The 24,150-nt window shown below is 64.5% G+C and carries 23 protein-coding genes; 12 read left to right on the forward strand and 11 right to left on the reverse strand.

The features are described from left to right. Nucleotides 1–147: 147 nt before the first annotated feature. Complete coding sequence (locus R2770_08705) at nucleotides 148–1,749, forward strand: molybdopterin-dependent oxidoreductase (GenBank protein MEZ5280543.1); 1,602 nt, start codon at nucleotides 148–150, stop codon at nucleotides 1,747–1,749. 12 nt (nucleotides 1,750–1,761) lie between these two features. Here R2770_08705 and R2770_08710 read toward each other — a convergent pair whose 3' ends face one another. The 3 genes from R2770_08710 to R2770_08720 all read right to left on the reverse strand — a co-directional run bounded on the left by R2770_08710 (nucleotide 1,762) and on the right by R2770_08720 (nucleotide 3,288). After that, on the reverse strand, nucleotides 1,762–2,370 hold the full coding sequence (locus R2770_08710) for a hypothetical protein (GenBank protein ID MEZ5280544.1): 609 nt from the start codon (nucleotides 2,368–2,370) through the stop codon (nucleotides 1,762–1,764). Between the two features lie 74 nt (nucleotides 2,371–2,444). Next, nucleotides 2,445–2,861, reverse strand: a complete 417-nt coding sequence (locus R2770_08715; protein MEZ5280545.1) for a cyclic nucleotide-binding domain-containing protein — start codon at nucleotides 2,859–2,861, stop codon at nucleotides 2,445–2,447. A 13-nt stretch (nucleotides 2,862–2,874) separates the two neighbouring features. Beyond that, complete coding sequence (locus R2770_08720) at nucleotides 2,875–3,288, reverse strand: Fur family transcriptional regulator (protein ID MEZ5280546.1); 414 nt, start codon at nucleotides 3,286–3,288, stop codon at nucleotides 2,875–2,877. A 135-nt stretch (nucleotides 3,289–3,423) separates the two neighbouring features. Here R2770_08720 and R2770_08725 point away from each other — a divergent pair, with 135 nt between their 5' ends. The 6 genes from R2770_08725 (at nucleotide 3,424) to R2770_08750 (ending at nucleotide 8,079) form a co-directional block, all read left to right on the forward strand. Then, nucleotides 3,424–3,840, forward strand: a complete 417-nt coding sequence (locus tag R2770_08725; GenBank protein MEZ5280547.1) for a rubrerythrin family protein — start codon at nucleotides 3,424–3,426, stop codon at nucleotides 3,838–3,840. Nucleotides 3,841–3,891: 51 nt separating this feature from the next. Then, nucleotides 3,892–5,253, forward strand: a complete 1,362-nt coding sequence (locus tag R2770_08730; GenBank protein MEZ5280548.1) for a heterodisulfide reductase-related iron-sulfur binding cluster — start codon at nucleotides 3,892–3,894, stop codon at nucleotides 5,251–5,253. A 7-nt stretch (nucleotides 5,254–5,260) separates the two neighbouring features. Beyond that, nucleotides 5,261–5,818 carry a DUF3501 family protein gene (locus R2770_08735; GenBank protein ID MEZ5280549.1) on the forward strand — a complete coding sequence of 186 codons (558 nt, stop codon included), beginning with the start codon at nucleotides 5,261–5,263 and terminating at the stop codon, nucleotides 5,816–5,818. A 181-nt stretch (nucleotides 5,819–5,999) separates the two neighbouring features. Next, nucleotides 6,000–6,560 (forward strand): hypothetical protein, encoded by a 561-nt coding sequence (locus R2770_08740; protein MEZ5280550.1) that lies wholly within the window; start codon nucleotides 6,000–6,002, stop codon nucleotides 6,558–6,560. Next, complete coding sequence (locus R2770_08745; GenBank protein MEZ5280551.1) at nucleotides 6,550–7,230, forward strand: FMN-binding negative transcriptional regulator; 681 nt, start codon at nucleotides 6,550–6,552, stop codon at nucleotides 7,228–7,230. Before R2770_08740 ends, R2770_08745 begins: the two co-directional genes overlap by 11 nt. A 12-nt stretch (nucleotides 7,231–7,242) precedes the next feature. Further along, complete coding sequence (locus tag R2770_08750) at nucleotides 7,243–8,079, forward strand: enoyl-CoA hydratase/isomerase family protein (protein ID MEZ5280552.1); 837 nt, start codon at nucleotides 7,243–7,245, stop codon at nucleotides 8,077–8,079. Nucleotides 8,080–8,086: 7 nt separating this feature from the next. On the opposite strand, the gene R2770_08755 is transcribed toward R2770_08750, so the two are convergent. Next, nucleotides 8,087–8,302: an amphi-Trp domain-containing protein gene (locus R2770_08755; protein MEZ5280553.1), complete on the reverse strand. Its 216-nt coding sequence runs from the start codon at nucleotides 8,300–8,302 to the stop codon at nucleotides 8,087–8,089. 55 nt (nucleotides 8,303–8,357) lie between these two features. Here R2770_08755 and R2770_08760 point away from each other — a divergent pair, with 55 nt between their 5' ends. After that, a complete protein-coding gene (locus R2770_08760; GenBank protein ID MEZ5280554.1) occupies nucleotides 8,358–9,818 on the forward strand; it encodes an SDR family oxidoreductase in 1,461 nt (486 codons plus the stop codon). On the opposite strand, the gene R2770_08765 is transcribed toward R2770_08760, so the two are convergent. After that, nucleotides 9,815–10,828: an HNH endonuclease gene (locus tag R2770_08765; GenBank protein ID MEZ5280555.1), complete on the reverse strand. Its 1,014-nt coding sequence runs from the start codon at nucleotides 10,826–10,828 to the stop codon at nucleotides 9,815–9,817. The genes R2770_08760 and R2770_08765 overlap by 4 nt on opposite strands. A 220-nt stretch (nucleotides 10,829–11,048) precedes the next feature. Beyond that, entirely contained in the window at nucleotides 11,049–11,336 is a 288-nt protein-coding gene (locus R2770_08770; GenBank protein ID MEZ5280556.1) for a hypothetical protein, read from the reverse strand. Between the two features lie 669 nt (nucleotides 11,337–12,005). Between R2770_08770 and R2770_08775 the strand changes: the two genes are divergently transcribed. Further along, the gene (locus R2770_08775) at nucleotides 12,006–14,003 is read left to right on the forward strand and encodes a hypothetical protein (GenBank protein MEZ5280557.1); all 1,998 of its coding nucleotides are present in this window, start codon (nucleotides 12,006–12,008) and stop codon (nucleotides 14,001–14,003) included. 13 nt (nucleotides 14,004–14,016) lie between these two features. Here the strand turns inward: R2770_08775 and R2770_08780 are convergent, their stop codons facing one another. Together R2770_08780 and R2770_08785 are read right to left on the reverse strand one after the other, a co-directional pair. Further along, a complete protein-coding gene (locus R2770_08780; GenBank protein ID MEZ5280558.1) occupies nucleotides 14,017–15,051 on the reverse strand; it encodes an RNA ligase (ATP) in 1,035 nt (344 codons plus the stop codon). Nucleotides 15,052–15,319: 268 nt separating this feature from the next. Next, entirely contained in the window at nucleotides 15,320–15,562 is a 243-nt protein-coding gene (locus R2770_08785) for a CopG family transcriptional regulator (protein ID MEZ5280559.1), read from the reverse strand. Nucleotides 15,563–15,588: 26 nt separating this feature from the next. On the opposite strand from R2770_08785, the gene R2770_08790 reads away from it, so the two are divergent. After that, on the forward strand, nucleotides 15,589–15,924 hold the full coding sequence (locus tag R2770_08790) for a hypothetical protein (GenBank protein ID MEZ5280560.1): 336 nt from the start codon (nucleotides 15,589–15,591) through the stop codon (nucleotides 15,922–15,924). 149 nt (nucleotides 15,925–16,073) lie between these two features. Here the strand turns inward: R2770_08790 and R2770_08795 are convergent, their stop codons facing one another. From R2770_08795 to R2770_08805, 3 genes are all read right to left on the reverse strand, one after another. Next, nucleotides 16,074–17,531, reverse strand: a complete 1,458-nt coding sequence (locus tag R2770_08795) for a hypothetical protein (protein ID MEZ5280561.1) — start codon at nucleotides 17,529–17,531, stop codon at nucleotides 16,074–16,076. A 1,175-nt stretch (nucleotides 17,532–18,706) separates the two neighbouring features. Continuing rightward, nucleotides 18,707–19,657: a LysM peptidoglycan-binding domain-containing protein gene (locus R2770_08800; protein MEZ5280562.1), complete on the reverse strand. Its 951-nt coding sequence runs from the start codon at nucleotides 19,655–19,657 to the stop codon at nucleotides 18,707–18,709. Next, a complete protein-coding gene (locus R2770_08805; protein ID MEZ5280563.1) occupies nucleotides 19,654–20,199 on the reverse strand; it encodes an RNA polymerase sigma factor in 546 nt (181 codons plus the stop codon). Before R2770_08805 ends, R2770_08800 begins: the two co-directional genes overlap by 4 nt. Nucleotides 20,200–20,457: 258 nt before the next feature. Here R2770_08805 and R2770_08810 point away from each other — a divergent pair, with 258 nt between their 5' ends. Beyond that, nucleotides 20,458–20,757, forward strand: a complete 300-nt coding sequence (locus tag R2770_08810; protein ID MEZ5280564.1) for a helix-turn-helix domain-containing protein — start codon at nucleotides 20,458–20,460, stop codon at nucleotides 20,755–20,757. Between the two features lie 110 nt (nucleotides 20,758–20,867). Further along, on the forward strand, nucleotides 20,868–24,137 hold the full coding sequence (gene mobF / locus R2770_08815) for a MobF family relaxase (protein ID MEZ5280565.1): 3,270 nt from the start codon (nucleotides 20,868–20,870) through the stop codon (nucleotides 24,135–24,137). The last annotated feature ends 13 nt before the right edge of the window (nucleotides 24,138–24,150 follow it).

The following is a 24,150-nucleotide window of genomic DNA, read 5'->3' on the forward strand; positions in this document are numbered from 1 at the left end:
GGAATCTAGCACCCGGTGTACTTCCTGTCACTCGCAGTGCACGCTACGGTCCGTCGAGCACACACAGTGACAGGTCCATTTCTGAAGATTCGCGGAACTGGTGCCACCACGGGTCAACCTCACCGAGGGTTTCCCTAGCATCGGACCATGTCCGACATCTCCTCAGCCGAGACGGCAAGCGCCGAAGCCGACAACCCCGTTAGCTCGACCGGGGCCGATCGATTGTCGGGCCTGCTCGCTGCAGCCCTTGCACTGGGCACCACCGAGTTCGTAGCCGGCCTGTTCAAACGGGTGCCATCGCTCGTCGAGTCGATAGGCAACTCGGTGATCGATCTTTCTCCGAGCCCGGTGGTCAAGTGGGGCATTCGGACCTTCGGCGAATACGACAAGCACGCCCTGGCCGTCGGAATCGTCATCATCAGCATCTTGTTGGGCGCGCTCCTCGGGCCGGCAACCCGCCGGCGGCGGGCCGTGGCGCCGATCGCCATGTCGGTCGCAGCTGCCATCGGTGTTGCTGCCGCCATCCAGGATCCGCTGGCCCAGGGCGGTTGGGCGCTGCTGGGCGCGGCTGCAGGAGTGGCAGCCGGCACGGCTTCGCTGTGGTGGCTGCTCGGGCTGGCCGGCGCACCCCGCTCGCTGACCATCGAAGACGCAGACGCGTCTCGCCGTCGATTCGTGGTCACGGCGGCTGCCGGCACCGGTGCCGCTGTGGCGCTGCCGGTCATCGGCCGAAGCCTGGCCAGCCGATACAACGTCGAGGCGGCCCGGTCAGAGGTTCAGCTCAACACCACCACCACGACAGCCCCGATCACCACCACCACCGCCAGCGCCGGTCCGGCTTCGTCGCTGACCGCCGACGCGATCGACGGGATCACACCGTTCTATGTGCCGAACGACGAGTTCTACCGCATCGACACCGCCTTCACAGTTCCCCAGATCGACCCCGCCAACTGGTCGCTGCGGATCGGAGGTCTGGTCGACAACCCGATCCAGATCACGTTCGACGAACTGGTCGAACGGGCCACCACCGAGGTCGACGTCACGCTCAGCTGTGTCTCCAACCGTGTCGGCGACGATCTGGTGGGCAACGCCAAGTGGATAGGCGTGCCGCTGACCGAGATTCTCGACGAGGCCGGGGTCAAGCCCCAGGGGGCTCAGATATTCAGCACATCGGTGGACGGCTGGACCTCGGGCTTCCCCACCGAGCTGGCATACGACGGTCGCACCGCCCTGGTCGCCGTGGGCATGAACGGCGAGCCGCTGCCAACCGCACACGGCTTCCCAGCACGCCTGGTTGTCGCCGGGCTGTACGGCTACGTCTCTGCCACCAAGTGGCTCGAGCGCATCGATCTGACCGGCTGGTTCGACACCGACGGCTACTGGATACCAAGGGGCTGGGCCAAAGAAGGCCCCATCAAGACCCAATCTCGAATCGACGTCCCCCAGTTCTCGTCGATCGAGGCCGGCACACACCCCGTGGCCGGTGTCGCCTGGGCGCCCACGCGGGGCATTTCCAAGGTCGAGATCTCCATCGATGAAGGACCCTGGGTCGAGACCACGCTGGGCCCCGTCGAGACCGAGGAATCGTGGCGCCAGTGGTGGTACGAGTGGGATGCAACCCCCGGCGAGCACACGATCAAGGTACGCGCGACCGACGGCACCGGTGCTGTGCAGACCGCCGAGGAGCGCCCTCCAGCGCCTGACGGCGCCACCGGCCACCACACCCGAACCTTCGAGGTACGCGCCTGAAAGGCAGCAGGCTCAGCCCCTGAAGCGGTACGAGTAGCCCGCCCTGGTGCGGTCGATCACCTCGAACCGCTCGAGGGCGCGCATGCAGTATGCGATCTGCTGGGCGGTGTTGCGGTCGTAGCCACCAGCGGCAGCCAGTTCGGCGGTGGTGAATCCGTCGGCGAGACCCGATGGGACGAAATCGTCGAGGTCATCGACGCCGCTCAGGCGCACGATGTCGACAACCTCGACCAAACGTCGATCCACCGTGCGCCAACCGCCCCGCCGGCGCCTCATCTTGGGATCTTCGATCTTGACCCTCTCCTCCACCGTCATGACCACATCGATCGTCAGGTTTGGGTGGTCCAAGAGGGTTGGCAGCGACACGAGCTGGCCGAAGATGTCGACCGGTCGTCCGCGCTTGGGCGATTTGCGGTCGGCGTAACCGGGGCGCACCAAGACAGTGCGCTCGGCTATGGGGTGCACAACGACCACGCGATGCGAAGCCAGCAGTCGATCGAGCTTGGGTCCCATCGCACCCAGCGAACCGGTCTGGACCTCGACCACATCGTCGGCGCGCAGCAGGTCGACCACCATGCCGTCGACCTGGGCCTCGAACCGATCGCCGGGCCGGGCGTACATCTGCTTCAGGGCAGCGTGAAGTGAGCCCTCGTTTAGTGTTCCGATATGAGGGACCGCACCCTCGTCGCCCAGGGTCAGTGAGCCACCGAAGGATCAACGGTGTGGAGATGGCGCATCGTGGCGGCGAGGATCTTTCGGGCGATGCCGGGGAACTCCTCGAGCAGCGACGAGAACTCGCGCCGATCGAGCACCTCGACCGTCATGTCGGTGTCGGCGGTGACGGTGGCGCTGCGGGGCTCGCCCGAGATCAGTGAACCTTCGCCGACGACATCGCCCGGACCGACGGTGGCGATGACACGCGACCCCTTGCGAACCGTCGCCTTGCCGTCGCGGATCACGAACACCTCACGTCCCACGGTGCCCTCGGTGACGAGGTTGCGCCCGGCTTTGACGACCGTCTCGGCCATCAGTTTGTTGACGCGCTTCATGTCCGACTTCGAGAGGTCGGCGAAAATCGGCAGCAGGGAAAGCGGGTCAGGGGTTTGGCTCATGCCAAAGGTTGGCCTAGTTGGTGCAGGTCGGGCAAGTACCGTGGTGAACGATTTCGGCCCGGCCCAGCTTCATGCCGTGGGTTTCGGTCGCCGCGAGCGCCGGAGCCTCGACCTCGAACTGCACGTCGAACACCATTCCGCAGCCGTCACACACCAGGTGGTGGTGAGCGCGGGTGACGTTGGGGTCGTAGCGCTTAGAGCGGCCGTCGAGATTGAGCTCGAGGACCTCTCCCAACTCGGTCAGCTCGCGCAAGGTGTTGTACACCGTCGCACGGCTGATCTCGGGGAGCCTGCCCACCGCCGCCTCGAGCACTTCGTCGGCCGTCATGTGAACGTGGTCGCCGTCGAGAACCTCGGCCACGACGCGACGCTGCGACGTGAGGCGATAGCCCCTGTCCCTTAGACGCTCCAGCAATGACGGATACATGAAATCCAAGTATAAGCGCGCCAGATCAAGACTGACAACAAAGTTGGAATCAGTCCAGAAAGTGCTAGAGTCCGGATGTCGACCCGCGCGGTCGGCGAAACCAACGGTCACTGACCATCCTCCAAGGAGAAGTTCATGAGCCTCCAGGGCACGAAGACCCACCAGAACCTCAAGGACGCGTTTGCCGGCGAATCGCAGGCCAACCGTCGCTACCTCTACTTCGCGAAGATCGCCGACGTCGAGGGTTACCCCGAGGTCGCCGGCAACTTCCGCGAGACCGCTGAGGGCGAGACCGGCCACGCTCATGGCCACCTCGACTATCTCAAGTCGGTCGGCGACCCCGCCACCGACGAGCCGATGGGCGACACCGTCGCCAACCTCAAGTCGGCCGTAGCCGGCGAGACCCACGAGTACACCGAGATGTACCCGGGCATGGCCAAGGCCGCTCGCGAAGAGGGCTTCGACGAGATCGCCGACTGGTTCGAGACCCTCGCCAAGGCCGAAAAGAGCCACGCCGGCCGCTTCCAGGAGATGCTCGAGTCGATCAGCTGATCGGCCTCGGCCCTTCCAGAATCCATACGAACTGAAAGCACATCGGCAGCCATGACCGGATCAAGCGGACCAATCTCCTACTCGCCGACCGACGGCCTCTCCTATGACCCGTCCGATCCCGTCTACTGGGATCCAAAGGGTCTGGCCAAGGAAATCGAGCGGACGTTCGAGATCTGCCATGGCTGCCGCATGTGCTTCAAGTTCTGCGATTCGTTTCCCTCGCTGTTTTCGTTCATCGACGATCGTCACGACGGCGACGTGCGCAAGATCACCGAGGCCGAGACGGCCCAGGTCATGGACGAGTGCTTCCAGTGCAAGCTCTGCGAGGTGCAGTGCCCCTACACGGTGCGCGACGAGCACGAGTACCAGCTCGACTTCCCCAAGCTGGTTCACCGATACAAGGCCCAGCGCACCCGCGAGAACGGCACGAGCTTTCGCGACAAGGTGCTCGGCGACCCCGACCGCACCGCCGTGGCAGCCAGGGCCAGCATGGGCGCCGCCAACAAGCTCAACTCACGATCGAAGCTGCATCGTCAGTTCCTCGAGAAGGTCCTCGGCATCCACCCCGACAAGGAGCTTCCCGAGTTCGCCCGCAGCACGTTCGAGAAGTGGGCCCAGAACGAGGGGCTCATCCACGACAACCCCTCACAGGGCGAGGCCGTGCTGTTCCAGACGTGCTACGTGCAGCACAACGAACCCGAGATCGGCCGCGACACCGTCGATGTCTTGCGGGCCAACAGCGTCGACATCACCTGCGAGAAGGGGCTCAACTGCTGCGGCATGCCGGCTTGGGAATCGGGCGACCTCGACACCCTTCGCAAGAAGGCCAAGAACAACCTCGACAAGCTCGAGCCGCACGTGGCTGCGGGCAAGAAGGTCTTGGCCATCAACCCCACCTGCTCGATGATGCTGCGCAACGAATACCCCGACCTCGTCGACGAGGACGACCGCGACCGTGCGGCCAAGCTGGCAGAGCAGGTGATGGACCCTTCGGAGTTCCTGTGGTCGATCCGCCGCGAGGAACGCTTCAACGAAGACTTCAAATCGACACCGGGCAACGTCTCGTACCACGCCCCGTGCCACCTCAGGGCTCAGGCGGTCGGCTTCAAGGGCCGCGACCTGATCCGCAAGATTCCAGGCGTCACGCCCAGCACCACCATGGAGTGCTGTGGCCACGATGGCACCTATGCCATGAAGACCGAGGGCTACGAGGTCTCTATCCGCATCGGCAAGAAGGCCTTCGACGGGATGAAGGCCGCCGCCGATGCCGAGGTCTGGGCCACCGACTGTCCGCTGGCAGCCATCCAGTTCGGCCAACACGCCGGCCGACGGCCCATGCATCCCATGTCGATCCTGGCCCGCGCCTATCGCCCTGACGGTTTCCCCACCCCAGTCGAGAAATCAGAGGAGTGAACACGCAATGACCCGCCTCATCGAACGCACTGACGTCGTCGACTACCAAACCTACGAAGACACCCGCGACCAGGCCCGCGCCCACATTTTCGAGGTCAAGCGGCCACGCCGGGTGCACCTCGGCGAGTACCTGACTTTCCTGTTCGAAAACAAGGAGACCCTCACCTACCAGGTGCAGGAGATCATCCGGGCCGAACGCATCGTGCGCGAGGCCGCCATCGTCGACGAGATCGAGGTCTACAACCAGTTCCTCGGCGACGACGGTGATCTGCCCTGCGTGCTGCTCATCGAGATCGAAGAACAGTTCGACCGCAAGCCGCTGCTGAGCCGCTGGCTGGGCCTCGAGAAGACCCTGTACGTCAAGCTCGAAGACGGCACCAAGGTCTATGCGTCCTACGACGCGGCCCAGGTCGGCGACGATCGTCTGTCTGCTGTTCAGTACCTGACGTTCGGCGTCAACGGCCAAACACCCGTCGCAGTCGGCTGCGACTTCGAAGAGCTGGCCGGCGAGGTACAGCTGTCGGCCGAACAGCGCGAAGCGCTGGCCTCCGATCTGGCTGCGTGACCCCGTTACCAGGCGCCCCGGCTACGGCACCTGGTAACCATTGAGATGTGGAAGAGCCGCCGCCCGCCGAGCTGATGAGCCCGGTCGAGCAGGATGTGCTGGCCCGGTCGTACGCCTACCTACAGAAGGTCGTGGGGGTAATCGCCGTTGCGCTGCCGTTCGGCGTGGCCTCGGCGACTGGTTGCTCGATGGCCAAGCGCTGCGGGGATCGATCAGCGCGTACTACTACGGCCGCACCGGCGGCTACTTCGTGGGCAGCCTGTGCGCCCTGGCCGTGTTCTTCTTGTCGTACGACTATCGGCCGAGGCCCGGCCACAAGATCGACAACGCGCTCAGCAACGTCATGAGCGCGGCGATGATCGCCGTCGCACTCCTGCCAACTCCCAGCCAGGGGGCCGACGCCGTGGGTGCGCCCCGACTGGTCGGATACGCACACAAGCTCAGCGCCGCCGTCGTCTTCGGGTTGCTGGCCGTGTTCAGCCTGTACCACTTCACCAAGACCGCAGGCGAGGTCACCGCCGACATGTCCTGGCAGCGCAGGCTGTTACGGGTGTTCCGCAACGACCCGCAGCACTCGACGGCCACTGGCAACAAGATCAAACGCAACAAGGTCTTCCGCTTCTGTGGCTGGACGATCGTGGCTTGCATGGTCATGATCGCCGTATCCGATCTGTTCCATCTCGAGCTGGTCTTCTGGCTCGAGTCGGTCGCGGTTCTGGCGTTCGGTTTTCGTGGCTGGTAAAGGGCGGCGCCTTGTTCGCCGACCAGAGCTAGCTTCGCTGCATGTACGTTCCGAAGGCGTTCGCCGTCGACGACCACACCCCGCGCTCGCCGTGTTGCGCGCTGTGCCATTTGGTCATCTGGTCACCTCGGTCGACCGGCTCGAGTCGACAGCTCTTCCGTTCCTTGTCGACGATGAACTGACGCTGGTCAGCGCTCACGTAGCCAGGGCCAACGACCACTGGCGCCGCATCGATGGCGCCGAGGCGCTGCTGATAGTGCCGACTGTTGACGCCTATATCTCGCCGCGCTGGTACCCCACCAAGGCCAGCGACGCCAAGGTGGTGCCCACGTGGAACTACGAACTGATCCACGTTCACGGAACTGTCGAGGTCGTTCATGACGACACCTGGAAGCTCGACACCGTCACTGCGCTGACCGACCTCAACGAAGCCAGAACCCCCGGAGACTCACCGGCATGGCGCGTCGACGACGCCCCCGACGACTACATCAACAAGATGCTCTCTGCGATCGTCGGGCTGCGAATCAAAGTCGACCACGTCGAAGCCAAGCGCAAGCTCAGCCAGAACAAGCCGCAACACGACCGGCTGGGCGCCGCTGAAGCCCTGCTGCGATCTGACCGCCAACGCGACCGCGAAGTAGGTTCGTTGATGCGGTCAGCCGACGGTTGACGACGCGCCGACGTGGGGGCACCTGTGTACGACGGATTCGAAACCCTGAGCATCGACATCTCCGATCGTGTGGCGGTTGGCGTCATCGACGCTCCGCCCGTCAACGTGATGACCCCTCAGCTGTTTCGAGATCTGCGCAACTTCGCCGATGCGACCGCCACTGACGACGAGGTGCGCGTGGTGGTGCTTCGCAGCGCCAACCCAGAGTTCTTCATCGCTCACTTCGACGTCGAGGTGCTGGAAGCAGCCCCCGTCGACGAGCCCGCTCAGCGAAGCGACACGCTGAACTCGTTTCATCGCATGTGCGAGACCTATCGCACCATGCCCAAGCCGACCATCGCAGAGATCGCGGGACGTGTTGGTGGCGGAGGAAACGAGCTGGCCATGTCGTTCGACATGCGCTTCGCTGCGCTGGGCAGTGCGGTCTTCAATCAGATGGAGGTACCGCTGGGCATCTTGCCAGGTGGGTCGGGCACCCAGCGGTTGCCACGCCTGGTGGGTCGCGGCCGCGCCATGGAGATAGTGCTCGGCGGAGTCGACATCGACGCCGAAACGGCCGACCGATGGGGTTTGGTCAATCGTGCGATGCCCGCAGACGAGCTGACCCCGTTCGTCGATGCGCTGGCGAGACGTATCGCCTCGTTCTCCCCGGGGGCCGTGGCTCTGGCCAAGCAGTCGGTGTTGAACGCCGACGAACTCGACCTGTCCGAGGGCCTACTGGAAGAGGCGTTCCTGTTCCAACAGACAATGCGTCTACCCGGCACCCAGGCCCTGATGCGCGAGTTCTTGGCGCGCGGCGGTCAGACGCGCGAAGGCGAACTGCGGGTCGCCGACCTGATGACCGAATAGGTTCGCGCTACCAGCTGATCTCGATCTCGAGGCTGTTCTCTTCCCCGATCTCGACCTCGACCTCCATGGTCACCTCGTCTGGCACCTTGATCTTGATGGGAAGACCCTTCTGCACGAACTCGACCTGGTTGTGACGCTCGAGCGTGTCGGCGAGTTGGTGTAGCCACTTGGCCGCTTCTTCTCGCGACAGCTTCTTCTCGTCCTCGATCTCGAACAGTTCCATGGATTGAATTCTGGCGAACGGTTTGGCTGATCGGCGCCCTGGGCATGGGATGTTCATGAGAATTCTCGTGCTCGGAGCTACCGGCTACATCGGGGGGCGATTGGTGCCCCAGCTGGTCGAGGACGGGCACGAGGTTTGCTGCCTGGCAAGAACGCCAGACAAGCTCAGCGGCCGCCCGTGGCGGCCCTTGGTCGAGGTGTTCAAAGGCGACCTGCTGGATCCGAACTCGCTGTCAGGCGCGTTCCACGGCGCAGACCTGGTCTACTACCTGGTGCACAGCCTCGGCGCTGGCGAAGACTTCGACGAGATCGAGCGCCGATGTGCCCAGAACGCCAGCAGGGCTGCCCAGTTCGCTGGTGTCAAGACCATCGTCTACCTGGGTGGTCTGGGCGACGACTCCGACGATCTTTCAGCCCACCTGTCCAGCCGACACCTGGTCGGTGAGGTTCTGGCGGCCGGGGCAACGCCCGTGGTCGAGGTGCGGGCGGCGGTGATTCTGGGTTCGGGCAGCGCATCGTTTGAGATGTTGCGCGGTTTGGTCGAAGTGCTGCCGCTGATGATCACACCGCGGTGGGTCGGCCGGACCCGATGCCAGCCCGTGAGCGTTGGCGACGTGCTCGAGGCGCTTCAACGGCTGGCTACCGCCGACATCGACCCAGGGGTTTGGGAGTTGGGCGGGCCAGATGTGGTCACCTACGCCGAGCTGATGCAACTGCACGCTTCGGCGGCGGGCCTTGCGCGACGCGTGATTCTTCCTGTTCCGTTCGTGACGCCTCGGCTTTCGACGCACTGGGTCGATCTGGTGACCTCGCTGCCTCGCGGGATCGCCCACGAGCTGGTGCTCGGCCTCCAGAACGATGTGGTCGTCAGCGGCCGCGATCTGGCCGACGAGCTGGGGCTCAGACCGCTGGGGGCAGCCGAAGCGATCGCAGCGGCGCTGACCGCAATACAGGACCTGGACATCCCGACGCGCTGGACCGCCGCCAGCCGCCCGCTCGACCCTGCACGCCCGAGACCATTCGACCCCGGATGGTCTGGGGGCACGGTGTTGACCGACCAGCGATCGACGACCGTCGAAGCGCCCCTGAGTGAAGCGATGTCGACGATCAAGTCGCTGGGCGGGCAGACCGGCTGGCTGGCGTTCGACTGGATGTGGCGCATCCGAGGGTTCGGCGATGACCTGTTGGGCGGGGTTGGGTACAGGCGAGGGAGGCGACATCCGACCGAGCTCGTCGTGGGCGACATGGTCGACTTCTTCGTGGTCGACGCTCTCGAGCCCGCGCTCCTGCGGCTGCGCGCCGAGATGCGCATGCCGGGTCATGGCTGGCTCGAGTGGGAGGTCGAGGACCTCGGCCACGAGCGCTCGTGTATCCACCAGCGAGCGCGGTTCGTGCCGGCAGGTCTTGTCGGGCGACTGTACTGGTGGGCCCTCATTCCCTTTCACGCTCTGGTGTTTCGGGGAATGCTGAACAAGCTGGCAACCAAGACCGAGGAACGAATCAGCCCACCCGACTAGCGGCCGCCTTTGTGATGCTTGCGGTGGCAGGGTGTGCAGAGGGTTTGGAGTTGGTCGGTTCGGGTGTGGCCGGTTTGTGCGTGTGGGGTGGTGTGGTGGATGTTGGGTAGGTCGATTGTTCCGCATTGGGTGCATGCGGGTTGGCTGGTTTGGGTGGTGCGTTTCTGGCGGATGGTTGGTCGCCGTCTGGCGTCTGACGCGTTGACCGGACGGCCGTTGGTGTCGTGGACGATGAGTCTGATGGCTGCTTGGTCGAGAAGGCTGCCGATGGTGGTGTCGGTGAGTGGTGTTCCGTCAGGGAACCGGCAACCGTCGTGGTCCACGTGAATGAGGACCTCGAACCGGTGTTGGCTGTTGGTGGTGACTAGTTCGGTTAGGGCGTCTGCTCTTTGCTGAGCCAGCGATGGCCAGGTGCCGTCGGGTTCGCGTTGCATGGTGCGGCGCATCACCTGTGCCTCGACAGCACGCTCGAGCACGCCGGCTTGTAGGGGTGGGAGCCGCAGACTTATTGAGACGGTGCCGTCTGGTTCGTTACGGGTCCGCATGGCGCGTGATCGCCGGTGGCGATTGTCGATGATGGTGTGGGGTTCGTGTTGTTGTGACCAGCGGGCGAATGCTTTGGCGATGTCTGCTGCTGGTGTGGTGCGTGCGATAGCCAACAGTTCGGTTTCGTTGGCCGGTGTGGCCATAGACACGAGCGCCCGTACTTTGCTGTAGGAGATCTCACCGGTTTGGAACGCAGCAGCGGACGCGTGAAGAACGCGCAGAGCGCGGCCCACGCGTATCCAGTCACGAACCGTGGACGCACAGGCGTCGAGGCGTGGCGCCAACCAGTGCGCGGCCGATGGTTCTCCGTCTGCGATCCACACCGGCCCGTCAGCGAACTCGGCGCACCCGACAACAAGCCGATAGTGGGCTTGGGTGATACGGCGGCCGGTTTCGATCAGCAGGTCGGCTTCCCGACGACAAACGTCGAGTTCTTGTGTCGTGTAGATCGCTGGTTCCACCATGAATGTTCCCTGCTTTGTTTCCGCTGCCTCGTGTGTCGAACGGGCTTTCGATCTGTGATCGAAAGCCTACTGAAGGGGTGGGACAGTCTCTATTGATAAAGAAACACCACAGAGTGTGTCAGTACTGGCACGACCAGTAGCCACCACGCGTCCGCGGCGACGCCTGGGAGCAGACTCTGGTTGCTCGAGAGGCGCGGAGCGGGTCTGAGCCTCTCGGGAGTCACCCTTCGATCGGCTCGAAGTCGGGAACGTCGATTCCCGACTGATACGGCGACACTGCCACGCCTAGCTCGGGCTCAGCGACAATCGTCCGCATCACGGTGCCCGCGGTCAATCCTTCGCTAGCGGCAAATGCCTCGAGCGCAACTGCGTACTCGGATGCGCACACTCCGGCGAAGACCACCGAATCGTCTGGCATCAGAAACACCAACAGTTCTGTGAGCCTCGCCGGCCCGCCCCAAGCGGTGTAGGCAAAGATCGAGACCGCGTCTTCACCCAGGTCCCTCACGGCGCGAACCTGGTCGGGGTGAAGGACAAAGGCTGCCTCGGCATTCCGCTCATTCTCTAGGCGAGCTGCGTCGCGCTCCGCTGCCGAATCCCCGCGTGGCGCTACTCGCTCAGCTACGCGGTCATCTGTCGAGAACACTGCGATAGCGCCCATGGCCCAGTACAGGAATGGCGGATCCCGGTCCTCGCCCTCCCCCAACGCACATTGGCTGTATGCGGCCGATCGCAGCACGGGATCAGGGTCGCCACCGCTACCACCACACGAACCCAACGAGGCCACCGAAACCAGAACGACTACGCCAATCCACCTCACGTGCCGCACGGTAACACCGGGTGTCTCGGCATACCCGAGCAGATCGGGGCTGGACAGAGGGGCCTTCACGCAGATCGAGCCGAAGCGACAAGACCCCTGGTCAGAGGTGCCCGGAGCGGAGTTCGAACCCGCACGCTCCTTTCGGAGCCGGGGGGTTTAGGAGCGGCACGAAACGTCCGGCTGAGTCCAGCGCAATCCATAGTTGCTGGTCAGAGGGTTTCTTCTTGTCCGGGCTTTTCGGCTGGGTCCGGCAGTTCCGCCCCGCTCCTGCGAGTCTTGAGCGCGGTTTGTGCGCGTCCGGCTCGGGCATCCCGCGTGTAAGCGCACCCCGGATGCCGGCGTTGTACCGTCCGTCGAATGGTGGAAGGAACCCCGATGGTTCAGCTGGTCCGCGTTGTCGGTTTGGTGGTCTTGGCGGCGGTGATTGTGGTCGTGATGCCGGGTTCGGTACTGGCGGCCGATCCGGTCACCGCTCGGGACATCCAGGAGTGTCCGAACCTCTCAGGGCCGTTCGATTCTGTGCAGCTATCGGAAGACCCGGTGATAGCTGCCGAACAGGAACTGCTGGCAGATCTCAGGTACTCGCACTACGACGCGGCAACGGCGTGGGCGCTTCGTTTCGACCCGATCCGCCAGAGCCTGGTCACCAGGCCCGACCTGACGGGTCTCGAGTTCACGATCGACAACAGGCTGTCTCAGTATCCGGAGGTGGATGCCCTGGTTGCCGATCGAGGACTGATCGCGGTCGACTACCAGCTGGTCACGGTTTCGGAGGCCGATGCCTCAGCGGTTCGCGGGGTCTTGGAGGGCTACACCGGCGTCGAGGTGGTGGTCGACCCGAACCGCCGCGAGGTCGTTGACGCTTGGGCGCAGTTGTACCGCCGGCTTGAGAACTGGCGCAACGGCGAGCAGGCCGAGGGGCCGTCGCCCTACGGAAAAGGCTCCCGTGTGCTTCCTGCAGTTGACAGTCCGTCGTGGGCGGTCGTCGAACTGACCGACGAAGAACTGGACCGCGACGTCTCCTGGCTGCTCGACGGGCTCGACCTTTCCGTCGTTTGCCGCGTCACGTCGACGGTGCTGCCCGACGAACCGTCAGGCGCCGGGTGGAGACTGATCGCCCAATCATCCAGCGCTCACAACGTGATCAACGACCCCAGCCAGGTCGACTGGACCGGCGGCAAGCCGGTCGACTTCGGAACCGAGTTCGTGATCCCCGTCAGCCTCCGGGGCCGGCTTGCCGGCGCCGACGCAACTTTCGATGGCCTCGACTTCGCCACCGATATCGGCACAGGACCTGGCGGTGAGCGGCTCATAGCGATCAGCCGCTCGCTCGTTCCCGCCGAAGGCCTGGTGATACGGATAGATCGAGAGATCCATGAGGTCTACTCGAACGCCGACGGGATCATCGAGCTTGGGGGAGCCGGAGCCGAGCCGCCCCCACACGACGCGGCGCTGGTCGCCGGAGTCGACATCGCCACTCGTCCTGGTGGCGGAGTTTGGCGCATCGACCTCGGCGGCGCGCTCTATGCCACCGAAGGTGCGCCCTATCTGGGGTCGATGGGTGGAATCGAAATCGACGAACCGATGGTGGCGCTTGCTCCAACCCCGACCGGTGACGGTTATTGGATGGCGGCACGAGACGGCGGGATCTTCGCGTTCGGCGACGCAGCGTTCCACGGCTCGGTCCCCGGCGTGCTGCCCCCAGGAGTCTCACTGGCACAACCGATAGTCGACATCGAACCCACACCGACGGGTGACGGGTACTGGCTGCTCGGCGCCGACGGGGGTGTGTTCACGTTCGGCGACGCGCCCTACTTGGGATCGATACCGAGCCTGACCGCAGACCTGGGTCTGGACCGGATCCTCGCTGAGAATGATCGGGCCGTAGGAATTGCTTCCATCGGCGATGGCTATGCCATCGCCACCGAACAGGGCCAACTCTTCAACTTCGGATTCGCCCTAACACTCGTCGGCCTAGCCGTCGACCCGGCACCGGTGACAGGCATAACCAACGACCTGGTCTTCGAACGAGGCACCCGTGTGAGCGTCGGCGTCGGCGCCGTTCAGCCGCCCTCACACATGCTGCGATGCCCCGCCGGAACCGCCAGAACAACGCGACCAGTCCGCAACACAGCACAGAGCAGGTTCAGCCCTTATCCGGACCTGGCCTCGGCGCTTCGAGCCGTACCCGAGACAGCAGGCGGCCACTGGGTCAACTTCGAACTCATCGCGACCGACGTCGTCAACGGCCGCCAAGTCCGCTTCGAAGCCGGCACCTCCCCATCACCTCACCCACTCCGCATCCCGCCAGCCTCCGGCTGGTACGCGGCCGAAATCACGGTCTGCGAGCCCTAGCCAGCCGCCGCCTTCAGCGGTCGTGCTTGAGTAGGTAGCGGTTCGAGATCACCTTGAAGGTGCCGCGGCCATCGAGCTCGTCGAGGATCGAGCCGTCGAGGGTGTGCCAAACGATTCCCTCAGCTCGACGGCCGGGCGTTATGGCCGAATCAAGGCCGTCAGCCTGCTGCAGCGCTTCTTCGACGGCTGCCGGGAGTTCCAGGTCGAGTTCGGGCACCGCGATCTCGCGGACCCAATCCGGCCACTCATTCCGTGGGACAGGAATCCTGTCGCGGGACAGGGCAAAGACGGCGAACCGCTGACCGCTGATCTTCAGCGGGTTCGAGCTGATGCCCTCACCGAACACCTCGCCCTGCAGCACCAGCCCATCCGCCATCCGCTCGGGCAAACTCAGACTGCGAGCGAGAGCCCACATCTTGTTGCCGTCCGACTCCGCGTACTCCCAATTGCGACCACAGACGCGGAGCTTGCCATCGTCGAGAATGAACGTCGCCGACATTCCATCGATCTTCTCGGTAGCCACCCACTGCGCCGACGAGCGGATCTGGTCGTAGACGTGCGTCAGATTCTGGATTCGCTCCGAATCGGTTTTTCGGGCAAGCGCTGACGGGAACGGCCCCAAGACCTCACCCTCGAGGCCGGCCGGAATGGGCGGCTCCCACTTCGAAACACCGATCAACTCGCCGAGATCGACATCCTTACCATCCGCATCTCGGATCTCAGGGAACAGATCGAGGGGCATCACCAGCCCCTGCGAGAAGACACCTCGAAGGCGCGCCGTCTTCAAGACATGACCCGTCCGGCCGTCTTCGGCTGTCCGTTCGCCACGCTCGGCCAGGAAGTCAAACCTCGCATCGTCGGTGGGCAGAAATGCGTCAAGCTCGAAATAGACGCACCGATCACCGGGAGCAAACTCGCCGCGCTTCACGACGATGCTCCACCCACCGACACGCGCAACCTCGATGCGATCGGCGCCCTCGATCTGATCGACACGATCCACCCTGCGAACGCTCACCAAGCTGCGATCACCCACCTGCTTCTGCTTCATGGTCAGAAACCGTACAAACCCGGTTCCGCCCGGCGAATCGAATTACGCCGTGCCACCGCTCACCTCCAAAGGAGTGCCCGGAGCGGGGTTCGAACCCGCACGCTCCTTTCGGAGCCGGGGGGTTTAAGAGCGGCCCGAAACGTCCAGCCGAGTCCGATGGAATCCAAACAGCCTGGTCAGAGGGGGTTTCCTTGTCCGGACAATCCGACCGAATCCAGCGATTCCGGCCCGATCTGGCGAGTCTTGTGCGCGTTTCGTGCGCGTTTTCTCAGACTGACCGGGCAGGGCCTTGTTCGAGTTCGTGGTCCACAGCGCGGCGAATCCACGCCGAGACAGATCGTTCGTCGGCATCGGCAGCATCGCGGATCCTCGCCAAGGTCTCGGGGGCGAACCGAACCGGCACGAGCTCGGTCAACTTCGACTTACGTCGCCGCGCCGGGCCCTGCGGAACCTGGTTCTCGGGATCGGCGTAGAAGTCGCGTTCCTCTTCTCGGGTCATCTTGTTCGTCATATGTCTTCCCTGTACCGATCAGCGAGATGCTTGGCGGCGACATAGCACCCGATCGGGCGGCACCTCGTCTCGTCGCCGCTATCGGACGGAGCCAGCGGGACAACCAACACCTCACCCGCTACCTCGGCAACCATCAGCCAATGCGCCGGAGGCTTGGCTGGGCAGAACAGCGGATCAGAGTTCCAGACCTCTTGGATGTCGTCGACGCCGAGCGTCTCGAGTTTGAACAGATGGGCGAGCTGATGATCGATCTCAAACGGATCGTTGTCGTCGAGCGCATCGAGATCGAACAGATCACTCCCCTATCGTTTTGTAATACAAACGAATACGGCCGTCGAGTCAAGGTCTGCGATCTAGCCTGAGTCGGGATGAGTGACCGCTGGATCAGAGATGGACCGGACAATCCGACACGCTTTGAGATTGGTCCATCGAAATTTCTGAGATGCTAGGCAGCATTCTCGTCTCCGGCGGACCGCATCGACGGCTCCGGGGGCCTCGTCCACGACACGGCCTAGCCGGGCGGCGATGGGCTGATGCTGCGTTCAGTGAGGATGTCGCCGGTCGAGCTGTACTGGGTGACGACCGCTGCTTGGGACTCGTCGGGGAGAGCGAAGACGAAGTAGCTGCCGCGAGCGGCCTGGACGAGGGTCAGGTCCCCGTGTGTAGCAGTAGCGAAAGCGGCGCCGTCGACTACACCAACCACGACGACGGCACCGGCTCCGGGAACGGAGAGCCATTCGGCAAGTACCAGGTTGGAACTGCAGGAAGTTGATGTGATCTGGCGTTCGCCTGCGCCCAGGCAAATCGATGCCAGACCCCCATCCTCTTGGATTTGCCACCATGCGATCGTGGGGCCTGCGTTGCTTATCTGGCCACCGAAGACCGGTCCGACGCCATGCCCGACGACCCTTCCCAGCTCCGGTTCCGCTTCGGAGAGTTCCTGCAACTCGCCAAATGCTGCGAGGTCTACTTCGGGTTCGGGCACTTCGTGGTTGATGGATCTCCAGGTAGCCGGAACGTAGTGGACCGACCAGCCTGGAGCCTCGACGCCTCGACACGCGTCGGTCGCCGCGGGGATCGCTTCGTTGAGCTCGGTTAGGTCGAATTCCTCCGCCCACTGTCGCGGATCCCACGGGGTCGGCAGCTTCTTCAGGAGCTGGGAAAGTGCGGCCAGTTCATCGATTCCGCTGCGATCGAGCACGTCGGTGATCTCAGAGGCCTCATCGTCACCTACCGGTGACAGTCTGTTCCACCTGCCTGCCAGAACAGCGAGGGCGTCACACCCGTCGAGCTGAGCCTGCCGATCATGAGAGCGGACCAGTTCGACCTCCTGGCCGCTGCCGACGGCAACGAACACGCCATCGGCGAAGGACGTCTCGGAACCGGCGACCCGGACTCCCACCACATCGGGCGGCGCTACCCCAACGAGGAGGGTCTGTCCGTTGACGTCCGTGATCGTGATTGTCAGCGGCAACCCCGTCGCCAGAAGCTCCGCGAACAGGAAACAGGACCTCGAAACAGATCCGTCCGCGTCGCGAACAACCCAGACACAGAACTCGACGTCGCTAGGCACGGCGGCAACGAACACACGATTGCCATCAACGGCAGGACCAGCCCGAAGGGCATCCCGCCCAATCCCGAGCCCAGCCAGCGACCGCGCCAGCATGTCCATGGTCGCGTCATCAGGGGAATCGGAAGCAAGCGCCGGTCGCGTGAACACCCCCGGCCGATCGGCGATACGCATGGCCGGACCCGTCACAACCACGCTGTCACCACCAAAGCGCGACCAGACGCCCAAGATCGCAGCTGCCGCGACCACAACCGACGCGAAGACCACAATGCTCCGCCGGCCCAAGCCTCCCCACCCAGAAGCCGGCTGAATGACAACCGCGGACGACGGATCGGCCAGTTCAATCCCCGCGGTCGCTTCGGCCGCCAACCGCTCCATTCGTTCACCGAGAACCGTCATAGCTCCAGCCCCTGCAACATCGATGGTTCGACGAGATCGGCGAGCCGCCGATGAGCCCGCGCCAAGTGCTGTTTCACCGAGCCCGGCGACACACCCATCACCTCGGCACACCCGGCGACCGGAAGATCTGCCCAATAGCGAAGAACGACAGCCTCACGTTGACGGGGCGCCAGCTTCCCCAACGCCGCTTCCAATGCCGGATCGGCAAGCTGTTGCCTCGACGTCCGATCCCCGAGCCTCGACAGCACGGCCGCCTCCCGGCGAAGCTTCCGCCATCGACTCCTGGCGAGATTTGCCGCAACCGTCCTCACCCACCCCGCAGGATTCTCTCCCTCGCCCGCCAATCGCCCCCACGACGACCAAGCCCGGGCCATCGCCTCCTGGGCAACATCGGCCGCCGCTTGGTCGTCGAGGGTCAACAGCCAACACATCCGAACCAACGACGCCTGCTCCCTGCGAAAGAACTCGGCGAACTCCATCAAACGTTCAACGCCCTACAACGGCGAAACGATGACACCCACCCACACGAAATGCCCCGCTCTTCGACAGGCCCACCGACCACACCGCCGAGTCAGGCCCAGTCGCCAGTGTGACGCTGACGACCCAGACCGAGGGCTTCGAACTCGTCGAGCGCGTCGCCCGGATCGACACCGACCCGCCGAAGCGCCGCGCTCACGGGAGTCCTCCCGTTCTGAGCTGGTTGGATCGGACCGAACGGAGATGTCCAACTCACGACGTCACCCTCGAACACAATCGCACCCTGCTCGCAGGCTCCTGGCCAGCACTCGACCTCGACATAGACCAACCTCGCAGACGCCGAAACGCTAGCGAGGACGGCCGAGAGTCTCGAATGGCATAGCCCCGGCGCCGCTCGCTCACCGCCCGACGGACCAAGCGACCTCAGGCCTTCATCTGTCAGCGGCAACAGACTCCACCACTCCGACAGAGGCACAACGGCTAGCGCGAGCCTGGACCCCAGCTCGCCGATCTCGGGGACAGGGCCAATCGCTCCCCGAAACTCGTAGCTCATAGCTCAGGCCCACACATGATGACCCAGCGTATTCGAGCAGCCCACCTCAAACGGCTGCGTCGGGTTCCTTCTTCGTGCGATCTGTTGCGTGGAGACTTGGCGTCGCCGAGCTTCTTGGGGCCGATGGCGCCCGGACCGGGGCAACCTACCGATGGTCCTCAGGTATCGCCGTGGTCGCTGGCGCGTCGAGGTCGCCAGGCGGGTCGGACGCGATTACCAACTGTTGACCGGGCTCGATCGCGTCGCTGGTCAGTGAGTTGAGCGTCCGCAGAACGTCCACGGTCACATCGAACGCCGCGGCGACCCCACTGAGCGTGTCACCCTCCTGCACGACATAGAATTGGCGGTTTCGGTCCTCGTGCGGCACCCTCGCCACCGGGCTGAAGCCCAGCCAGGTGGCTCCCTCCACGACTGCGAGCCGTTCCAGCAAGTCTTCCAGCGACTGCCGGTCGGGAAAGCTCCCGTTGATCTCGTAGACGAAACCGGCGTACTCCCAGATGGCCGTTGCCCCGCCGTCCCAGAAGTCCAGGACCGCCCGTTCATCGAGCACTCTGCCCACCGCCGTGTCGGGCTGGGGACCGGTGCGCGATGACACGAACTGCTCGAATGAGTCCGCTACCAGCGGCCACACGTCAAGCTGCCCGTCGATGTCGCCTGACACCCACTCCACGGAAATCACATCATCGGAATACCGCCCACCATCAATCTCGGGTTCAAGACCGCTGCCCCAGATGACCGGGGCGTCGACCGCGCTCTTCGGAACCGAGCCAGTGGTCACGCGCGGGCTTTCCACAGTCGCCCCTTCGGCGGCAACCGTCTCGGGCTCCTGATCCGCAGCACCCCTGAGAACCATGCCCGCCAGTCCAGCCACGACAAGGAGCGCCGCTGCTAGTAGCCAGGGCGTCAGCCCCCGCGAACGCGACAGACCGCGCCACGGCAAAGCCTCGAGCCCGCCATCGAACACAAGGGACGAGACGCCATCCACCCGATCGCCCGGAACATGACGCAGCACCTGGCGTCGATGGGCGCGCACGATCGCACGCGCCGGCCCCTCGTCAGGCCGGACTTCGCGAATCAGTTCTTCAAGATCACTCACCCTGAACTCCCGTCTTTCGCTGCGGCCAACGCCTCCTGCAAGGCAGACCGTGCACGAGCCAGCCGCGAACGCACCGTTCCCAGCGGAATGCCCAACACCATGGCTGCCGCTTCATAGGACAGCTCCTCCCACAGCACCAGCACCACCACCTCGCGCTGACTCTCCGACAACGCCGCTACAGCGTCTCGAACTGCAGCACGCTGCTCCTCTCGCGTGACCGCCGAGACCACCTGAGAGCCGGTGCCCAAACCAGGGGCGGTCGGCCGAGCTGCAAGACGCTGCACAGCCCTGCTCTCTCGGTCGACCCCACGATGGTGCGTCCTCACGACATTGACCGCTATCCCGAACAACCACCCGCGCTCGGACCCCAGACTCGCATCGAAGGACCCGAATCGATCCAATGCGACGCAGAACACCTCAGCCGCCAGATCATCGGCCACCGTCGACCCAGCCAACCTGCACAGGAGCCTCCACACCGCAGTGTGATGTTCGTCGAACAGCCTCCCCGCAGCTGCGACCCGATCTCGATCAACTGGACCCACACCTCTATTTGACCGCAGCCGTCCTAAAAGTTCCCACCCTGCGCCACGAGCTCACAACTTCGTTCCACCATCCGCGAACCACACACCCCAACGGCCCCCATCACCCCCAGGCCCCAGCAGCCAGCCAAGAAGGATCGTCGGCGTCCTTGTCGCGTTTGGCCTTCGGGACGCGCCTACCGGGTATTGGGATTCGTCTGTCGCGTTTGGTGGCTTTCGAGGTCCCTGGGGTGGGTGTCGGCAACTGGTGCAGGAGGACGCATGCGACGAGGACTTCGGCTTGTCTATTCGGTGAGCGAGGCGGCTGAGCTGCTGGGCATCGGCCGCTCGACCGCCTACGAGCTGGTAGCCCGCGGTGAGTTGCCGTCCGTGGCGATCGGCCGTCGCAGGGTCATCACTCGCCCCACACTGACCGAACTACTCGGCGTCGAGCCACCGCTCCCGGCCGAACTCGACGCGGCCCGCATCGCCGCGAACGTTGCCCCCCAAGCGCCCCGCCACCCAACACGTCGCAGCGAGCCAGCCAAGGCCGATCAGCCGAACCTCCCGTTCACCGCCTGAGGCCGCGCGATGACACCTACCAGCACCTCCCGCCAGAACGACCTTGAAGTGACAGACGAGTGCACAACCAGTGCCAGTAGGTGGTGCATCGCGGTCGGGAGGTGCAGCAGATGACCGCCCGCGTGACCACGCTCAAGGGTGCGTCCGCTGGCGCCTACTACGTCGAAGCGCTGCCCTCCTACTACCTCGATTCGGGCGAGCCGAGGGGGATCTGGCACGGCCGAGGCGCCGGAATGCTCGGACTCGGCGGGACTGTGTCAGACGATCGGTTCCTGCGGATCATGGCAGGACACGATCCGCACGCCGCCGACGAGATCCCTCTCGGCCGACGGTACGGAGACGACTCGGTCAAAGGGTTCGACGTCACAGCGTCGGCTCCGAAGTCGGTCTCGACCCTATTCGCCATCGGCGACGAACAGGCCCGAGCGAATGTGCTCGCCGCCCACGATCTGGCCGTTGCGACGATGATCGACTGGATCGAAGCCCACGCCCACACTCGCTTTCGCATCGTCGCGGTCGTGCACGCCCAGGGGATCATCGCAGCGACGTTTCGTCAGCACACCTCGCGCGCGCTCGATCCTCAGCTACACACCCACGTCGTCATCGCCAACCGTGTGATGTCACCCGACGGCCGTTGGCTGGCGCTCGACGCTCGGACGCTCAAGCTCGACCAGCGCACGCTCTCGTCGATCTACCACGCAACTCTGCGCTCCGACCTGACCGACCGCTTGGGGGTCATGTGGGAACCCGTCGAGAACGGCATCGCCGAAATCGCCAACATGCCCAAGGTCGTGCTCGAGGAATTCTCGACACGAACGCTCGACGTCCAGAAGCGGATCGACGTCAAGATCGACCGGTTCATCGACACGTTCGACCGGCAACCAACCGCCCGAGAACGCTGGAAACTCGAACGCGAAGCCGTCGTCGACTCCAGACCAGCAAAGATCCACAACACCGACGCGGCGTCACTGCACGAGGTGTGGGGATCGCAGGTCGAAGCGCTCGGAATCGCCCCGGATCGGCTCGTCGCCACGGCTACCGACTGGGTCACACCACGCCCCCTCGACACCGGTATCGAGACCGAGACAGTCGCCATCGCCATCGCCGCTCTCGAAGAGAGGCAGTCGACCTGGCGACCGGCCGAGCTGACCAGGGAGATCGCGGCTGCGCTGCCTACCGACGTCCGTATCGATCCGAAGTCGACGATCGCCACGCTCGACCGTCTAACAGCTGAGGCCATCGCAGAGCGCTGCGTCGACATCTCACGACCAATCCCCGACGGCGTGGCGCTGCGCAGCGATGGCCGACCGATCACCGAGGCAGCAGTCGACCGGGCCTTGACCACTCCGGCGATTCTCGCCCAGGAGGAACGCCTCGTCGCGTGGGCCGACCGCAGAATGGTGCACCCCGGAATCGACTCAGCCGAGGCAGTGCACCGTTCAGTGCACCAACTCACTGCACCACAAGCCCAGACGGCAGCAGCTACGGCCGGAACGCGGGACCTCGTACTCGTCGTCGGCCCCGCCGGCACAGGCAAGACAACCGCCCTCGCACCAGCCATCGACCAGCTGCGAGCAGCAGGCCGACCGGTGTTCGGAGTCGCCCCTTCCGCCGCGGCAGCCGACGTGCTGGCAACCGAAACCGGTGTCGAGGCCGACACGATCGACAAACTCCTGACCGAGCACTCGCTGAAACGGCCACCCGACCATCGCTACAACCTTCCGGCAGGGGCGACCGTCATCGTCGACGAAGCGGCCATGGTCGCAACCGACCAGCTCGACCGGCTGGCCAACCTGGCAGACACCCGAGGCTGGCGAGTTGCCTTGGTCGGCGATCCGCTGCAGTTCTCCGCCGTCGGTAGAGGCGGCATGTTCCAATACCTCGTCGAAACCTACGGAGCGATCGAACTCGACCAGGTCCACCGGTTCACCAACGAATGGGAACGCGAAGCCTCGCTCCGCCTTCGCCGAGGCGACCCGAGTGTCGCCGAGGTCTACGACGAACACGGCCGTCTCCACGCGGGCACCGCGACGCGGATGCACGACGAGGCACTTCAGGTCTGGCGCCGGGCCAGATGGGCTGGCGAGACCGTGCTTCTCGCCGCTCCGACCAACGATGCCGTCGTCGAGCTCAACAAAGCTGCCCAACAGATACGCATCGACGTCGGCGAACTCGACCCGCGGCGACGCGCTGCCCACGCGTCGGACTACCGGATTCACGTCGGCGACGAGATCGTGACCCGACGCAACGACCGCCAGATGCACACCGATCAGAAGCTCATGGTCCGCAACCGCGACCAGTGGACGGTCGATGTGGTGCACCGAAACGGCGACCTGACCGTGCACGGCTACACCGGCACCGTCCGCCTTCCCAGCCACTACGTGCAGGACCATGTCGAACTCGCCTACGCACAAACAAGCCACGCATCCCAGGGCCGCACCGTCGACCGATCGATTCTCGTGCTCGACGGAGCCACCGACGTACGAGGCCTTTACGTGCCCATGACCCGCGGACGACACCACAACGACGCCTACATCGCGACAATCGGGGAGCAGACCGCCGTCGACGTGTTCGCCGAGTCGCTGGCCCGAAGCTGGATCGACCAGCCGGCCATCCGCCGCCAAGCCGAACTCGCCGGCCATGACCCACACCGGCCCGGCACCCTCCCGGCCACCGAAGTACGTGGTCTTCTCGAAGAGAAGGCCACTCTCAACGACGTACTCGACCGCCTCGAACGGGACCTGGCACGCCTGCCCCGAGACCTGGACCGAGCACAGGTCGAACGGGCCCAGGCCGTTCAGGCCCTGAAGGAAATGCGGGTCGAGATCGAACAAGCCAACGAGACCATCGAGACCCGAGATCGGCTCCTACGACGCCGAGGCCACGAAACCGAAATCGCCTCCGCTCACGACGCAGTCGAGCGGCTGCCAGGCCAGGTCCAGGACAAGCAGGCCGACATCCGCGACCTCGACCAACGGATTGAGGACCTCACCGAACGTCTCGACCGCGCTGAGCGGACCAACGAACGGGCACCCCGGATGTACCGGAAGATTGACGACATCAACGCCCGCCTTGGCGACGACAGACATGTCCGTCACCTGCAGATGCGCCACAACCCACCAGCCCACATCGTCGAAGCCCTCGGCGAACGGCCCTACGGCGGCCAAGCCGCCTTCTCCTGGGACAACGCCGCTGCCCAACTCGACCAGCACCGAGCAGCATTCGGAATCGCCATACCAGACGAGCCGTGGGAACGACTCCCCCGCGCCCTCCAAGACAGCGCCAACCTCACCAACGACGCCATTCGACAACTGCGACGAATCCAGCAGCCCGAGATCACACGAGACCTCGAAGGACCGTCATTTGGCATCGGGATGTGAGCACGACCCTGGG

Source organism: Acidimicrobiales bacterium, from assembly GCA_041394185.1.
Taxonomy (GTDB): Bacteria; Actinomycetota; Acidimicrobiia; order Acidimicrobiales; family Poriferisodalaceae; genus JAAETH01.

Coding starts and splice junctions, on each gene's coding strand:
- R2770_08705 (MEZ5280543.1), top strand. CDS start 148: ATGTCCGACATCTCCTCAGCCGAGACGGCAAGCGCCGAAGCCGACAAC.
- R2770_08710 (MEZ5280544.1), bottom strand. CDS start 2,370: ATGTACGCCCGGCCCGGCGATCGGTTCGAGGCCCAGGTCGACGGCATG.
- R2770_08715 (MEZ5280545.1), bottom strand. CDS start 2,861: ATGAGCCAAACCCCTGACCCGCTTTCCCTGCTGCCGATTTTCGCCGAC.
- R2770_08720 (MEZ5280546.1), bottom strand. CDS start 3,288: ATGTATCCGTCATTGCTGGAGCGTCTAAGGGACAGGGGCTATCGCCTC.
- R2770_08725 (MEZ5280547.1), top strand. CDS start 3,424: ATGAGCCTCCAGGGCACGAAGACCCACCAGAACCTCAAGGACGCGTTT.
- R2770_08730 (MEZ5280548.1), top strand. CDS start 3,892: ATGACCGGATCAAGCGGACCAATCTCCTACTCGCCGACCGACGGCCTC.
- R2770_08735 (MEZ5280549.1), top strand. CDS start 5,261: ATGACCCGCCTCATCGAACGCACTGACGTCGTCGACTACCAAACCTAC.
- R2770_08755 (MEZ5280553.1), bottom strand. CDS start 8,302: ATGGAACTGTTCGAGATCGAGGACGAGAAGAAGCTGTCGCGAGAAGAA.
- R2770_08760 (MEZ5280554.1), top strand. CDS start 8,358: ATGAGAATTCTCGTGCTCGGAGCTACCGGCTACATCGGGGGGCGATTG.
- R2770_08765 (MEZ5280555.1), bottom strand. CDS start 10,828: ATGGTGGAACCAGCGATCTACACGACACAAGAACTCGACGTTTGTCGT.
- R2770_08775 (MEZ5280557.1), top strand. CDS start 12,006: ATGGTGGAAGGAACCCCGATGGTTCAGCTGGTCCGCGTTGTCGGTTTG.
- R2770_08780 (MEZ5280558.1), bottom strand. CDS start 15,051: ATGAAGCAGAAGCAGGTGGGTGATCGCAGCTTGGTGAGCGTTCGCAGG.
- R2770_08785 (MEZ5280559.1), bottom strand. CDS start 15,562: ATGACGAACAAGATGACCCGAGAAGAGGAACGCGACTTCTACGCCGAT.
- R2770_08790 (MEZ5280560.1), top strand. CDS start 15,589: ATGCTTGGCGGCGACATAGCACCCGATCGGGCGGCACCTCGTCTCGTC.
- R2770_08795 (MEZ5280561.1), bottom strand. CDS start 17,531: ATGACGGTTCTCGGTGAACGAATGGAGCGGTTGGCGGCCGAAGCGACC.
- R2770_08810 (MEZ5280564.1), top strand. CDS start 20,458: ATGCGACGAGGACTTCGGCTTGTCTATTCGGTGAGCGAGGCGGCTGAG.
- mobF (MEZ5280565.1), top strand. CDS start 20,868: ATGACCGCCCGCGTGACCACGCTCAAGGGTGCGTCCGCTGGCGCCTAC.